The following is a 14,497-nucleotide window of genomic DNA, read 5'->3' on the forward strand; positions in this document are numbered from 1 at the left end:
TAATCAAAACATCATTCCGAGGCATTCAGTTCCCGGATCCGGATCGCCACTTCCTCCATCAACCACTTGGGAGTGGATGTAGCGCCGCAAACCCCGACCCGGCGCACGCCCTCGGGCAAAGGTGCGGTAATCTCCGATACCTCGGAAATAAAAAGCGTATTCGGATTCGCTTTCCGGCACTCCTCGAACAGCATCTTCCCGTTGGAACTTTTACGACCGGCCACAAAATAGACCCAATCGTGGCTGGAGGCGAAAGCTTTTATATTCGGAAGACGATTCGCCACCTGACGACAAATCGTATCGTAATAGTTGAACTCTACCCCTTCCGCCATCCGCCGCTTGATCTCCGCCACTACCGCCTTGAACCCATCCAAGGATTTCGTGGTCTGGGAAAACAGGCTGATCGCACGGGTAAAGTCCAGACGATCGAGGTCTTCTATTTTCTCGATGACAATCGCCGTACCTTCCGTCTGGCCCACCAAGCCATTCACCTCCGCATGGCCTTTCTTGCCATAGATAACCAATTGGGTGTTATCCGCCCGGGTCTCTTGATAACATTTATGGATCTTACGCTGCAAACGCAAGACGACCGGACAAGTAGCGTCTATAATCGTGATATTGTTTCGCTTCGCCAACGCATAGGTAGAAGGCGGCTCGCCATGCGCCCGGAGCAACACCTTCCGGCCTCTCAGCCTTGAAAGGCCCTCATGGTCGATCGTATGCAGCCCCATATGCTCCAACCGCTCTACCTCCAAACTGTTATGAACGATATCGCCCAGGCAATACAGCGTATCCGTATTACCCAGCTCCCGCTCCGCGCTTTCTATGGCGGTGACAACTCCAAAACAGAACCCGGAATCTTTATCTATCTCGACTTCTATCATATCTATACTATCATTACTAGACAAATACTTACAGTTTTCTTCATTTTCTATCAAAAGTTCCCTTTATAGGATACTCCACGTACTTGTTTATGAACCGATCGTTTTATGATATTGTTCCAGCAACCACGCCTTTTGCTCTTCCAAAGTCATGTGGGAATTATCCAGCACCAAGGCATCATCCGCCTGTCTCAAAGGGCCTTCTTCCCGGGTTGAATCTATATAATCCCGTTTCTTCACATTCTCCAGCACCTCCTCGTAAGAAGCAGGAATCCCCTTCGCCTCCAGCTCATCCACCCGGCGCTTGGCTCGTACTTCCGGCGAAGCCGTCACGAAAAGCTTCAACTCCGCGTCCGGGAATACGACCGTACCGATATCACGCCCATCCATCACGATGCCTTTCGCCTTCCCCATCTCTTGTTGCTTAGCGACCAACGCACGGCGTACAAAACCCAGCGTAGCTACCGGACTCACCTTATCCGCCACTTCCATACCACGGATCTCTTTCTCTACATTCACGCCGTTTAAGTAGGTATCCGGTCGGCCGGTCTCCGCGTTCAAACGAAATGAGAGATCGATATGGTCAATCGCAGCTTTCAATGCGTCTTCCTTGATCTTCTCTCCCTCAAAAAATCCATGCTGAATGCAATACAAAGTCACGGCCCGATACATGGCACCCGTATCGAGATACGTATATCCGATCTCCTTGGCAAGATCTTTTGCCATGGTACTTTTGCCACTGGAAGAGTGGCCGTCTATAGCGATAACTATTTTCTTCATATATGCATGTATATATTATTAATGTATAGGTTTATTCTGCCACTTTCTTAAAATCGGCCAAGGTCGTAGATACGCTAATCATCATCGACAGGGCAGACGGATGATATTTCGCCAGCGAGAAGCCCACGTCAAACATCTTGATCCTTACGCCTGCGCCAGCCGAGAAGCCGGAGAAACTCCCCCCGCCTTTCAACTTCATATCCATATTGACCTTCGGATTGAATCCTACTCCCACCCAAAAGTTATCGGACGGGATAAAATCCACGCCCATGATAAAATGCTTCGCCAGCGTCTTAATGAAAGAATCCCCGTCATACGCTTTATCCGTATGATCGATATAATCAAACTTCCAACGGTTCAAGTATTGGGCCGTCAAAGAGAAACGAATCGGGGCATGCGCCATCTTCTGGGTGATCCCCATCTGGATATCCCAAGGCATCTTTTGTCGCTCATCCTCATACGCTTTCAGTTGCGCGCCGATATTCTTCAAGGCGAAGCCAAAAGAAAAACCCTTCTCCGAATTATAATAACTCAATCCCGCATCTACGCATAAGCCGATCGAGGTATAATCCGCCAGCCCCGAATACAAGAACTTCAAAGATAATCCACCCCGCCAACGCTCGCTCAAGTCACGAGCGTAGAAACCATTCACACTGATATCTTTCGCCGAAAGACTCGCTCCGGTCACTCCATTATCCGGCAACACCTCCTTGATATCCCCATAGCTTATAAACGTAGCGCCTACACCCCAAGCTCCTTTTTCCCCATGCGCTTTCGCGAACAAGGCACTTCCTACGTTGATATCCGAGATGTAATTCATATAATTCAAATTGACCATCCCATCCATCTCCACACCCAACAACGCCGGATTATGGAAAATAAGCGAAGGGTCTCTTTCTACCAACGCCACGGTATGCCCACCCAAGGCGTTAGCCCGGGTCGAGGTCGGAAGACGCAAGAAAGTGTACGCCTCGCTCCCGTTTTGCGCTGAGACAGACCTTGTAATAACGAATAAAATCAGTATAAATAGTTTATTTCTCATATTTTCATGTAAAAAATCGTTCAAAGATACATTAATTCGGAAAAATGTTTTTACTTTACACCCGTAAATCTCGGGAATACGGATTTCACATAAACAGAAACGGGAAAAATGCCTAAAAGGTATATTATCGCTCTCGTTTTTGCTTGATATATGAAATAATTTGTATTTTTGCAGAAGTGAAAAACACTTATAAATTATTATAAACGTATGGAAATTAAAAAATCACCGAAAGCGGACCTTGAGAAAGGTAAGACTCTGAGCGTCCTGATGGGATTCGTAGTGGGCTTAGCTGTCTTGTTCGTGGGCTTCGAATGGAGCACCCGCGATGTAATGGTCGTTCAGGCCAGCGAGGGTGTAGCAGACATCATCGCCGAGGAAGAAGTGGAAATCACGAGACCGGAGAACACGCCTCCGCCACCTCCCCCACCTCCAGCGCCCGTTGTAACCGAGGTTTTGAACGTTGTTGAAGATGACGTTGAATTGGAGCAGCAAGATATCTTATCATCGGAGGATGACCAAACCTCAGCGCAAGAGGCTGTTTATACGCCCCCCGCAGTTGTAGAGGAGGAAGAGGAGTCCGCGCAGCAGATCTTTACGGTTGTAGAGGAGATGCCGAAGTTCCCCGGTGGAGACGCGGAATTGCTGAAGTTTATCTCTAAATCAATCCGGTATCCGGTAATCGCGCAGGAAAACGGTATCCAAGGTCGTGTAATTTGCGCGTTCGTGGTTAACCGAGACGGGTCCGTAGTGGACGCCGAGGTATTACGCGGTGTAGACCCCTCATTGGACAAAGAGGCTCTTCGCGTGATCGGGACCATGCCGAAATGGTCGCCGGGTAAGCAGAGAGGCAAACCGGTACGTGTCAAGTATACCGTGCCTATCACGTTCAGATTGCAATAGTATTGACATTAAACCTATCAAAAAGGCTGCTTCGTTTTCGCAGCCTTTTTTTATTTCATAACTCCATTAATTGATACTGCTATGTTAGCATTCGAGAATATACTTCAACGAATAGAAAGCGAGATCTCTCAACTACAATTCACAAATCCGCCCAAAAGCTTATACGAGCCGATAGAGTACATCTTGTCTCTCGGAGGAAAAAGAATACGTCCGGCGTTAACGTTGATGGCATGTAATATATACAATGATCGTATAGAGAACGCAATCAAGCCTGCTTTAGGTCTGGAAGTTTTCCATAACTTTACCTTGCTGCACGACGACCTGATGGATGAAGCGGATAAAAGGAGGAACAAACCTACCGTACACAAGGTATGGAATGCCAATACGGCGATTCTTTCCGGAGACGCGATGCTAATAGCGGCTTACCAATTAATCGGATCAACGGATCCCATCCACCTCAAACAAGTGTTGGATTTATTTACACAAACGGCGGCGGAAATATGTGGAGGCCAGCAATTCGACATGGAATTCGAGTCGCGCGTGGATGTGAGTGAGGAAGAATACATCGAGATGATCCGGCTAAAGACAGCCGTATTATTGGCCTGCGCCCTTAAGACAGGAGCCTTACTTGGAGGTGCCTCACAGGAAGACGCGGACAATTTATACGCGTTTGGAATCAATATCGGTCTGGCGTTTCAACTGCAAGATGATTTACTGGATGTATATGGTGACACCGCCACTTTCGGGAAAAACATTGGCGGCGATATCCTTTGCGACAAGAAAACATTCTTATTGATCAACGCTCTCAGACTGGCCAATAAAGAGCAAGCGGGAACGCTCCGTGGCTGGATGGGCAAAAACCAATTCGACCCGGCTCAAAAGATACAGGCATTCACCTCTATCTACAACGAATTACAGCTAAAACAATTGACAGAAAATAAAATCCAAGCCTATTACGACGCATCCGTGGAGAACTTAAACGCTCTACGGGTCGCCCCCGAGAAATTAACGATCCTAAAAGAGGTTTGTGATCATTTAATGCATAGACAATCTTAATCCATGAGGTTAATAGACACACATTGCCATTTATATCTGGAGGATTTCGATCCGGAACAAGACGAACTGGCTCAAAGAGCGAAAGAATCGGGTATCGACGCCCTGCTTCTGCCAAACGTAGACCTGACGACGATTGACAGAATGCACGATTTATGCGATCGATACCCGGAGTTTGTTTTCCCCATGATGGGATTGCACCCGACCAGCGTAAATAGCCATTACATCGATATCCTGAAACGAACAGAATCCTACCTGTCTAAACGTACCTATTGCGGTATCGGTGAAATCGGGATCGATCTATATTGGGATAAGACCTATTTGAGGGAGCAACGTATCGTTTTCGAGGAACAACTGCGTTGGAGCGTCGATCTGAACCTGCCCGTAGCCATCCATACCCGCGACGCATATCCGGAAGTTCTGGAATGCATACATAAAGTCGGAGCGGAAAGACTTAAGGGCGTATTTCATAGTTTTACCGGCACGACGGAAGAACTGGAAGAAATAAAGAAACTGCCCACCTTCAAGATTGGGATAAACGGAGTTGTTACCTTCAAGAACTCAAAACTGGCCGAAGTCATCCGGCAAACAGATATTGAAAAGATACTCTTGGAAACAGACGCCCCCTATCTTTCACCGGTCCCCTACAGAGGCAGACGGAATGAGCCTACTTATATATGGAAGACGGCCGAGAAAGTGGCAGAAACTTTCGGCCTCACACTAGAGGGGACCGTAAACGCTACTCGAAAAAACACATTGGGATTATTTAATAGCGTAAATAAACCCCTATAGACACTTTTTTTCGAATGAAGTTAAAATTTATCCCGCGGATATTGTGTATATGTCAAGCAAAAACTATAGATTTGTGCACTGAAAAGATTGCATATGGGAATTTTTTCGTATTTTGCGGTCGTTTTAGAAGAAGCAGGGCGAATATTGGAGAGATGCTCGAGTGGTTGAAGAGGCACGCCTGGAAAGCGTGTAAACTCCTAAAGGGTTTCGCGGGTTCGAATCCCGCTCTCTCCGCGGTGGAGGATACCATGAATTAATTAACAATAAAATAAAAACAAATAAGAGAATTATTAATCTTAAAAATTAAACACACAATGAAAAAGTTATTTGCAAAAGCACTCTTGGGTGTATGTGCCCTTGGAACTTCTACCGTAGCATTCGCGCAGGATGCGGCTCCTGCAGTTGAAGGAGGTATGTATCAAGCATTAAAGACAAAGTTTATCGAAGGTGGTGCCGACTTCATGAGTTTGGTTGCGATCGCTTTGATTTTCGGTTTGGCATTCTGCTTGGAGAGAATTATCTACTTAAACTTAGCTGAGACAAATTCCAGCAAATTATTGAAAGGTATAGAGGATGCTTTAGACAAGGGTGATGTAGAAGGTGCTAAAGCAATCGCTCGCGACACAAGAGGTCCTATCGCTTCCATCGCTTACCAAGGCTTGATGAGAATAGACCAAGGTATCGATGTAGTAGAGAAATCTATTGTTTCTTACGGTGGTGTTCAAGGTGGTCTTTTGGAAAAGAACATGTCTTGGATCACATTGTTCATCGCAATGGCTCCGTCTTTGGGATTCTTGGGAACTGTAGTAGGTATGATCATGGCGTTCGATAAAATCGAGCAAGTTGGTGATATCAGCCCGACGGTTGTAGCAGGTGGTATGAAAGTGGCCTTGATTACTACCGTAGGTGGTTTGATCGTTGCTTTGATCCTTCAGGTATTCTATAACTATTTGTTAAGCAAATTGGAGGCTATCTTGAACCAGATGGAGGATGCTTCTATCACATTGCTCGACTTGGTTATCAAATACAACGTCAAATTCAAAAAATAAGTACGAATTATGGCAGTTACTAAAATAAGAAAGATATCCAGTTGGACATTATTGATAAGCGCAGTTGTCAGTATTGTCGTTTTGGGTATGTTTTTCGCAGGTGGAGTCGTAGATCCCGCCGCTGAAATGAAAGAGCCTGTTTACACAGGACTCCTGATTGATTGGACCTCAATATTGTTCTTCGTGACAATCATCAGTACGGTATTGTTTGCTGTTTGGCAATTTATCGGCTTGTTGAAAACAGACACGAAGTCGGCGATCACATCTCTGGTTACATTAGTATGTTTCGCTGCTCTTTTGTTCATCACTTACACAATGGGTGATGCCACTCCGTTGGAAGGTTTGAACGCAGACTCTCAAGAGTACAATACTGCCGGTTGGTTGAAGATATCCGACATGTGGATTATGTCAACAATCGCATTGATTGTAATGATTGTCGCTTGTATCTTTTGGGGATCTATCAAGAGAATCTTGGGAAAATAAAAGTAATAACGAACTGATAAAACAAGAAAGAAATGGGTAAGAAAAGAAAGACACCGGGAATCAATGGTTCTTCTTCGGCCGACATCGCTTTCATGTTGCTTATCTTCTTCCTTATTACTACATCAATGGATACAGATAAAGGTTTGGCAAGACGTTTGCCGCCCCCTGTTCCTAAAGATCAGAAGAACGATACCGATGTTGATATCAAAAAGAGAAACTTGCTGGTTGTATTGATCAACAGTAACAACCAAATTCTTTGTGGTGATCAATTTGTCGATATCAAGCAATTGAAAGACAAGATTAAGGACTTCATTGATAATCCTTTTAACGATGAGCATAAGCCTGAACGAGTTGAGGTTGATGTTCCATTCTTTGGGAAGCAAATGGTAACAAAGAACCACGTGATTTCATTGCAGAATGACCGCGGTACTGAATACCAAGCTTATATCAACGTTCAAAATGAGATCGCAGCCGCATACAACGAATTGAGAAACGATGTTTCCAAAAAGAAGTTTGGCAAGGTTTTCGCGGACTTGGACGAAGAGCAACAAAAAGCCGTACAGCAGATTTATCCGCAAAAGATATCGGAAGCTGAACCTAAAAATTATGGAGGTAAAAAGTAATGGGAAAGTTTAGTAAAGCGGGCGGTCGTGAAATGCCCGAATTGAATACATCATCATTACCCGACTTGGTGTTCGCTTTTTTGTTCTTCATCATGATGGTAACATCCATGCGTGAGGTAACACTAAAAGTAGAGTTCCATGCTCCACAGGCTACAGAGCTTCAAAAATTGGAGAAGAAATCTTTGGTTACATTTATCTATGTAGGTAAACCGACCCGGGATTTAAGGGCGAAGATGGGTTCTGAAACTCGTATCCAATTAAACGATGCTTTCGCCGAGGTTTCTGAAATCCAGGATTACATCGCACAGGAAAAGTCTAGTATGAAAGAAGAGGATCAGCCGTTTATGACTGTTTCTATCAAAGCTGACAAAGAGACTAGAATGGGTGTTATCACCGATGTAAAACAGGCTCTCCGTGAAGCTTACGCATTGAAGATTAGTTATTCCGCCGCACAACGGGTAGATTAATTATTCCGATAACATAAAAAAGGCGGGATTTATTTCCCGCCTTTTTTATGTTACTTTATAAACATTTTGATGTATGGCGGTCTTAATCCGCTCAAAAGATTGTCCCAAGTCAAGCTCTCCATACATCATTAAACGCATTTCTAAAAAAGCCTCTCCCTCACGATAGGGAGGTTGGAAATACACATGGTGATCCAAGACAAACCCAAGACGCTCATAAAAACGAATTCTACGTTTACTCATCTCCTCTGTTGGCATTTCTACCTCTAAGACAACCGGATCTTTGCGAAGAGCTAAAAACCCGGTCATCGCTTTCGCTCCGATCCCACTGTCGCGAACGGACTCTTCAATCGCAAAATGCTCTACATAAACAAAATCCTCAAATTGCCATCCCGTAATGAAACCCACGTAAATACCATCACGCAGCAAGGCATACATCTCGAAACGGTTATCTTCCTCCAAAAGCCTACGCACCAAAGAGAAATCACGACGTTCTTCCTCAGGGAAAGAAGCAGTATATGTTTTCTCTACCAGATCCAAAAAAGGATCGGCTATCTCCCGGACAGGTTTACTAATTATTCCAAGATCTGCGCTCATAAAATAAATACTTAATAATTGAATAAAGACCGCTTACAAAATCAAAATAATCGACCATAATCTCTAGGTTATTATAAGCTTTTCATTACATTTGTATTAAATATGAAGAATGTAATCTAACAGTAATACAAATATAATAAATATATGGCACATCATCAACTAGATGAACTGGACGAGAAGATACTCAAACTAATCATCGGCAATGCGCGTATGCCATTTTTGGAGGTAGCGAGGGAATGTAACGTATCCGGAGCGGCTATCCATCAACGCATACAAAAGCTGACTAATTTAGGGGTTATCAAAGGCTCAGAATTCATCGTGGATAACACAAAGGTTGGGTATGAGACTTGCGCATATATGGGGCTATTCCTAAAGTCTCCCGGACAATTCCCAAGCGTTACCGAAGCGCTGTTGCAGATACCGGAAGTCGTGGAATGCCATTATACAACAGGGCAATACGACCTGTTTATAAAAATATACGCAAAGAACAACCAGCACCTGCTAAGCATCATCCACAACAAGCTTCAACCATTGGGCTTGGCTCGCACTGAATCGCTTATATCCTTTAAGGAGGCATTCAAAAGACAGATTCCTATTGATCTGGACAACGATTAAGCAAGGAAGCTATATAGGGAAAAGGGTCCGTAATCCGGTTTCAACCCGTTACGAACCCTTTTTATCATGATCACTAAGCGCACGGCGCTATTAGAACTCAGCGTTATTCGGTGTACGCGGGAAAGGTATCACGTCACGTATATTTGCCATGCCCGTAACGAACAACAAAAGACGCTCAAAGCCCAAACCGAAACCTGCGTGAGGCACCGTACCAAAACGGCGAGTATCTAGATACCACCACATATCCTTCATCGGGATGCCCAATTCTTCAATACGAGTCATTAGCTTATCATAGTCAGCCTCACGCTCGGAACCACCGATGATCTCTCCAATCTTCGGGAATAATACGTCCATGGCACGTACGGTCTTTCCATCCTCGTTTTGCTTCATATAGAAAGCCTTGATCTCTTTCGGGTAATCCGTTAAAATTACCGGACGCTTGAAGTGATCCTCCACCAAGAAACGTTCATGCTCGGAAGCTAAGTCTACACCCCAATAAACAGGGAACTCAAATTTATGTCCTTTAGCGACTGCCTCTTCCAATATCTTGATACCTTCAGTGTACGACAAGCGAACGAATGAGTCTTTCAAGACCCCTTCCAGACGAGCGATCAATTCCTTATCGAATCTATCGTTCAAGAACTTGATATCTTCCATACAGTTATCCAACGCCCATTGTACGCAATATTTAATGAACTCCTCGGCCAATTCCATATTATCCGTGATATCATTGAAAGCGACTTCCGGCTCAATCATCCAAAATTCCGCCAAATGACGAGGCGTATTTGAGTTCTCCGCACGGAACGTGGGGCCAAACGTATAAATCTGTCCCAACGCTGTAGCGGCCAACTCACCCTCCAACTGCCCGGAAACCGTCAAGCTAGCCTGCTTGCCGAAGAAATCGTCCTCATAAATAATAGAGCCGTTCTCATCCTTTTTCAAGTCGTACAAATTCTTGGTAGTAACTTGGAACATCTGTCCGGCACCCTCACAGTCGGAAGCCGTGATGATCGGCGTATGAAAATAGAAAAAGCCTCTATCATGGAAAAACTTATGGATAGCGTAAGCCACATTGTGACGAATACGGAATACCGCACCAAATGTATTCGTACGAGGACGCAAATGAGCGATCTCACGTAAAAACTCCATGGAGTGTCCTTTTTTCTGCAATGGATAAGTAGCTGGATCAGCCGTACCAAGAATCTCAATCTCGGTAGCCTGTATCTCCACATTCTGTCCCTTACCTTGAGATTGTGTCAAGATACCATTTACGCTGATACTAGCTCCCGTGGTAATCGGTTTCAAGAACTCATCTCCCAATTTATCCACATCCACAACGATCTGAACATTATTGATTGTAGAACCGTCATTCAAGGCGATAAAACTCACCTGTTTGCTACCACGGCGGGTACGGACCCATCCTTTCACATTCACGGTAGTACCGAAAGCGTCGCTTTTCAGCACATCTACAATCTTTGTTCGTTTAATTGTTTCCATCTGTACGTTTTTTGTTATTCGAAAGCTCCCATCCTAAGAGCGTTCACTTCCCTTTCATTTAAGTAACGCCATTTACCGCGGCCTAAGTTCTTCTTAGTCAAACCGGCGAAATAAACACGGTCCAATTTCGTCACATGATATCCCAACGATTCGAAAATACGGCGCACGATACGGTTACGGCCAGAATGGATCTCTATACCCACTTGGCTCTTATCGTCCTCGCTAGCATAGCTGATAGCGTCCGCATGGATTTCTCCATCCTCCAGATCAAGGCCATTAGCGATTTTCTCCATATCCTCGATAGCCACACTCTTATCCAACCACACATGGTAGATCTTTTTCTTCTTGAAAGACGGATGAGTCAATTTAGAGGCTAGATCACCATCGTTCGTCAGTAACAAGACACCTGTCGTATTACGATCCAAACGGCCTACCGGATAGATACGCTCTTGGCAAGCGTTCTTCACCAAATCCATTACCGTCAGGCGTTCTTGAGGATCATCAGAAGTCGTTACGCAATTCTTCGGCTTGTTTAACACGATATACACCTTACTCTCGATCTGAACCGGCTTCTCGTTAAATGTAACAACATCTTGGCGAGTAATCTTAGTACCCAATTCCGTTACCACTACATCGTTTACCTTAACAACCCCTTTCTGGATAAATTCATCCGCCTCACGACGAGAGCAAACACCAGCGTTAGATAAGAATTTGTTCAAACGAATCGGTTCGTTCGGGTCCGCCAAGACTTCCTTATACTTGATCTGTTTCTGACGTACGTTGTACCCCTGCGACCTTTGGGAACCACCACCTCCACCCAGACGGCGATTACTATTGAAAGAAGGACGGCGATTATTTCCATATCCACCCCCTCCCCCTTGACGATTACCGCCATAGGAGTTGTCGTTTCCATATGAACGTCTGGGTGCGTAACCGTTCCCAGCGCCCGAACGCAAATCATTGTAATCCAAACGAGTGTCACCTACACGTGGTCTCCTTTTCTTTATGCCATCACCTGACATTCCCTCTCCGGAAGGAGAAGCGGAATGAGCCTTTGACGATCCATCATAATTCGGGCGAGACGGGCGATTGTACGACCCTCCGCCATTCCCGTATGACGGGTGATTATTTCCATAAGACGGACGGCCGCTATTATAGCCACCCACACGATTGTTACCATAACCACCACGATTGTTGTTACCATAAGACGGGCGACTGTTGCCATATCCACCTTCACGGCTACTATAACCACCTTCACGATTGTTATCGTAAGAACGCGGACGACTCGGACGATCCCCGTAGGAAGGGCGATTATTATCTCCGTAAGACCGGTACGGTCTACGTTCGTAGCTACCCTCAGGTTTATTATAACCCTGATTGTAAGGTCTTCTTTCACCTTCTTGGTCCGTGTTTTCCCGTCTGATACTTGGTATCACTCTTTTTGGACGTGGTTGAGATTCATCTCTTTCTTCTGTACTCATTTGTTATAAATTAAACAATGGTTAAAAACTTGGCAGCCTCACGGCTACCCATATTATCACTAAATTCCTGTATAATTATGAGGCGTTATCGCCCTTAATTCCTCTTTAATCTGGTCGTTCACATCCAAGGTCTCGATAAATTCCTTGATAGACTGCTCCGTAACCGTCTGGTTCGTACGGGTCAGGGCTTTCAGAGCCTCGTAAGGCTTGGGATATCCCTCACGACGCAATACCGTCTGAATACCTTCGGCAACCACAGCCCAACAATTATCCAAATCCCGGGATAAGGCGCTCTCGTTCAACAACAACTTACCCAAGCCTTTTGTTAAGCTTTTGAATGCGATTTCTATATGCGACAAAGGCACACCTACGTTTCTCAACACGGTAGAATCCGTCAAATCTCTTTGCAAACGGGATACCGGCAACTTAGTCGCCAAATGCTCCAATATAGCGTTCGCAATACCTAGATTACCCTCTGCGTTCTCGAAGTCGATCGGGTTCACCTTATGCGGCATTGCCGACGAACCAATCTCTCCAGCCTTGATCTTCTGCTTGAAATACTCCATAGAGATATACTGCCAAAAATCACGGTTCAAGTCGATCAAGATTGTATTGATACGCCTCAAACCATCAAAGATAGCGGCCAAATTATCATAGTTTGATATCTGTGTGGTCCACTCCTCGCGCTTCAGCCCTAAGACCTCGCTGACAAACTTATTACCGAAAGCCCGCCAGTCATATTCCGGATAAGCCACATGATGCGCATTGAAATTACCCGTAGCTCCGCCAAACTTAGCGGAAACCGGAGTAGTCTTTAACAATGACAGTTGTTGCTCCAGACGATAAACAAATACCATCACCTCCTTACCAAGACGAGTTGGAGAAGCCGGCTGCCCATGTGTTTTAGCTAACATCGGGATATCCATCCATTCCTCGGCGTATTTCTTCAACGAGCCGATCACCTCCTCCAAGCCGGGGAAATATACTCCCTGCAAAGCGTCTTTGATAGACAAGGGAACGGACGTGTTGTTGATATCCTGCGAAGTCAATCCGAAATGAATAAACTCGTGGTATTTCTCAGCAAGAAAATGATTTGTTTTTTCCTTTATAAAATACTCCACCGCTTTCACATCGTGGTTCGTCACGCTCTCGATCTCCTTTACTCGCAGAGCGTCTTCTTCCGTGAACTCCTGATAAATCTTACGGAGTTCCTCTTTCACTTCCACTGTATTTAACTCGCCCAATTGCGGAAGGAACTCAGACAGAGCAATAAAATACTCGATCTCAACTCGCACTCTATACTTAATAAGTGCGTACTCTGAAAAATAAGCGGCCAGATTCTCAGCCTTATTCCTGTATCGCCCATCCACGGGCGAAATAGCAGTCAGTGTCGATAATACCATATACATTATTAATATAGAGTCGCAAAGTTAAACCTTTTCCATTGAATAATAAGGTAGACAAGCGTTATTTTTAACTAAATACCCCTTTTTAGGACAATCCCCCTCCTTCTCAATTTCACCAGAGAGACTTTCTTTGAATTTTGGCAAACCGGTTGGCAAACCGGTCTCTTATTTTTTCGCATTTTATTGCCGAAATGTTTGGAGGTAATGAAAAAAGCCGTATCTTTGCAGCGCTTTAGAGAGATAAAGCGAATAGAGAAGATGTAAATTTAAGGGCGTTTAGCTCAGCTGGTTCAGAGCATCTGCCTTACAAGCAGAGGGTCGGCGGTTCGAATCCGTCAACGCCCACCTCTAAATTTATTATTTTTACCGAAAGAACTTCGGGCGTTTAGCTCAGCTGGTTCAGAGCATCTGCCTTACAAGCAGAGGGTCGGCGGTTCGAATCCGTCAACGCCCACCTCTAAATTTATTATTTTTACTGAAAGGACTTCGGGCGTTTAGCTCAGCTGGTTCAGAGCATCTGCCTTACAAGCAGAGGGTCGGCGGTTCGAATCCGTCAACGCCCACGAAACTTAACTCCTCCTGAAGACTTTTCTGCGATATACAATCATGATTGGAAAGATTAAAGTTACGGATTATCCGCATTTAAATCGCATAAACAAAAGATCCTTGGTAATCTAACGATTGCCAAGGATTTTTCTGTGACCCGGGTGGGACTCAAACCCACGACCTTCAGAACCGGAATCTGACGCTCTATTCAACTAAGCTACCGAGCCAAATACTGCGCAAAAGTACACATAATATCTTAATTCAGCAAATACAGGAGAGAATATTTTA

At 44.9% G+C, this 14,497-nt stretch carries 15 protein-coding genes and 5 tRNA genes; 12 read left to right on the forward strand and 8 right to left on the reverse strand.

Going from position 1 to position 14,497, the window contains the following annotated elements; genetic code table 11:
* Positions 1-11: 11 nt before the first annotated feature.
* From G7Y39_RS02595 to porQ, 3 genes are all read right to left on the reverse strand, one after another.
* On the reverse strand, positions 12-884 hold the full coding sequence (locus G7Y39_RS02595; RefSeq protein WP_165154789.1) for a 4-hydroxy-3-methylbut-2-enyl diphosphate reductase: 873 nt from the start codon (positions 882-884) through the stop codon (positions 12-14).
* A gap of 87 nt (positions 885-971) precedes the next feature.
* Positions 972-1,661, reverse strand: coding sequence for a (d)CMP kinase (cmk, locus tag G7Y39_RS02600; protein WP_165154791.1), 690 nt, complete (start codon positions 1,659-1,661; stop codon positions 972-974).
* A 31-nt stretch (positions 1,662-1,692) separates the two neighbouring features.
* On the reverse strand, positions 1,693-2,703 hold the full coding sequence (porQ, locus tag G7Y39_RS02605) for a type IX secretion system protein PorQ (RefSeq protein ID WP_165154793.1): 1,011 nt from the start codon (positions 2,701-2,703) through the stop codon (positions 1,693-1,695).
* 207 nt (positions 2,704-2,910) lie between these two features.
* On the opposite strand from porQ, the gene G7Y39_RS02610 reads away from it, so the two are divergent.
* The 8 genes from G7Y39_RS02610 to G7Y39_RS02645 all read left to right on the forward strand — a co-directional run bounded on the left by G7Y39_RS02610 (position 2,911) and on the right by G7Y39_RS02645 (position 8,070).
* Positions 2,911-3,603, forward strand: coding sequence for an energy transducer TonB (locus G7Y39_RS02610; RefSeq protein ID WP_165154795.1), 693 nt, complete (start codon positions 2,911-2,913; stop codon positions 3,601-3,603).
* Between the two features lie 81 nt (positions 3,604-3,684).
* Positions 3,685-4,659, forward strand: a complete 975-nt coding sequence (locus G7Y39_RS02615; protein WP_165154797.1) for a polyprenyl synthetase family protein — start codon at positions 3,685-3,687, stop codon at positions 4,657-4,659.
* A 3-nt stretch (positions 4,660-4,662) separates the two neighbouring features.
* Positions 4,663-5,448, forward strand: a complete 786-nt coding sequence (locus G7Y39_RS02620) for a TatD family hydrolase (protein WP_165154799.1) — start codon at positions 4,663-4,665, stop codon at positions 5,446-5,448.
* A 146-nt stretch (positions 5,449-5,594) separates the two neighbouring features.
* A tRNA-Ser gene (locus G7Y39_RS02625) sits at positions 5,595-5,682 on the forward strand.
* A gap of 80 nt (positions 5,683-5,762) precedes the next feature.
* Positions 5,763-6,497, forward strand: a complete 735-nt coding sequence (locus tag G7Y39_RS02630) for a MotA/TolQ/ExbB proton channel family protein (RefSeq protein WP_165154801.1) — start codon at positions 5,763-5,765, stop codon at positions 6,495-6,497.
* 9 nt (positions 6,498-6,506) lie between these two features.
* Entirely contained in the window at positions 6,507-6,980 is a 474-nt protein-coding gene (locus G7Y39_RS02635) for a hypothetical protein (RefSeq protein ID WP_165154803.1), read from the forward strand.
* Positions 6,981-7,012: 32 nt separating this feature from the next.
* Positions 7,013-7,603 (forward strand): biopolymer transporter ExbD, encoded by a 591-nt coding sequence (locus G7Y39_RS02640; protein ID WP_165154805.1) that lies wholly within the window; start codon positions 7,013-7,015, stop codon positions 7,601-7,603.
* Positions 7,603-8,070 carry a biopolymer transporter ExbD gene (locus G7Y39_RS02645; RefSeq protein WP_165154807.1) on the forward strand — a complete coding sequence of 156 codons (468 nt, stop codon included), beginning with the start codon at positions 7,603-7,605 and terminating at the stop codon, positions 8,068-8,070. Before G7Y39_RS02640 ends, G7Y39_RS02645 begins: the two co-directional genes overlap by 1 nt.
* Positions 8,071-8,115: 45 nt before the next feature.
* On the opposite strand, the gene G7Y39_RS02650 is transcribed toward G7Y39_RS02645, so the two are convergent.
* Positions 8,116-8,664: a GNAT family N-acetyltransferase gene (locus G7Y39_RS02650; protein ID WP_165154809.1), complete on the reverse strand. Its 549-nt coding sequence runs from the start codon at positions 8,662-8,664 to the stop codon at positions 8,116-8,118.
* Between the two features lie 144 nt (positions 8,665-8,808).
* Between G7Y39_RS02650 and G7Y39_RS02655 the strand changes: the two genes are divergently transcribed.
* Positions 8,809-9,279: an Lrp/AsnC family transcriptional regulator gene (locus G7Y39_RS02655; RefSeq protein ID WP_121734891.1), complete on the forward strand. Its 471-nt coding sequence runs from the start codon at positions 8,809-8,811 to the stop codon at positions 9,277-9,279.
* 90 nt (positions 9,280-9,369) lie between these two features.
* On the opposite strand, the gene asnS is transcribed toward G7Y39_RS02655, so the two are convergent.
* From asnS to purB, 3 genes are read right to left on the reverse strand one after another with little or no spacing between them, the layout of a single operon-like run.
* On the reverse strand, positions 9,370-10,776 hold the full coding sequence (gene asnS / locus G7Y39_RS02660) for an asparagine--tRNA ligase (protein ID WP_165154811.1): 1,407 nt from the start codon (positions 10,774-10,776) through the stop codon (positions 9,370-9,372).
* A 14-nt stretch (positions 10,777-10,790) separates the two neighbouring features.
* Complete coding sequence (locus G7Y39_RS02665; RefSeq protein ID WP_165154813.1) at positions 10,791-12,257, reverse strand: pseudouridine synthase; 1,467 nt, start codon at positions 12,255-12,257, stop codon at positions 10,791-10,793.
* A gap of 59 nt (positions 12,258-12,316) precedes the next feature.
* The gene (purB, locus tag G7Y39_RS02670) at positions 12,317-13,660 is read right to left on the reverse strand and encodes an adenylosuccinate lyase (protein ID WP_165154815.1); all 1,344 of its coding nucleotides are present in this window, start codon (positions 13,658-13,660) and stop codon (positions 12,317-12,319) included.
* Positions 13,661-13,933: 273 nt separating this feature from the next.
* Here purB and G7Y39_RS02675 point away from each other — a divergent pair.
* The 3 genes from G7Y39_RS02675 (at position 13,934) to G7Y39_RS02685 (ending at position 14,226) form a co-directional block, all read left to right on the forward strand.
* A tRNA-Val gene (locus G7Y39_RS02675) sits at positions 13,934-14,008 on the forward strand.
* 34 nt (positions 14,009-14,042) lie between these two features.
* Positions 14,043-14,117 (forward strand) — tRNA-Val (locus tag G7Y39_RS02680).
* A 34-nt stretch (positions 14,118-14,151) separates the two neighbouring features.
* Positions 14,152-14,226, forward strand: a tRNA-Val gene (locus tag G7Y39_RS02685).
* Between the two features lie 136 nt (positions 14,227-14,362).
* Here G7Y39_RS02685 and G7Y39_RS02690 read toward each other — a convergent pair.
* Positions 14,363-14,436: transfer RNA gene (locus tag G7Y39_RS02690), tRNA-Arg, on the reverse strand.
* Between the last annotated feature and the right edge of the window lie 61 nt (positions 14,437-14,497).

Origin of the sequence: Parabacteroides sp. ZJ-118 (assembly GCF_011038785.1) — a bacterium.
Classification (GTDB): domain Bacteria; phylum Bacteroidota; class Bacteroidia; order Bacteroidales; family Tannerellaceae; genus Parabacteroides.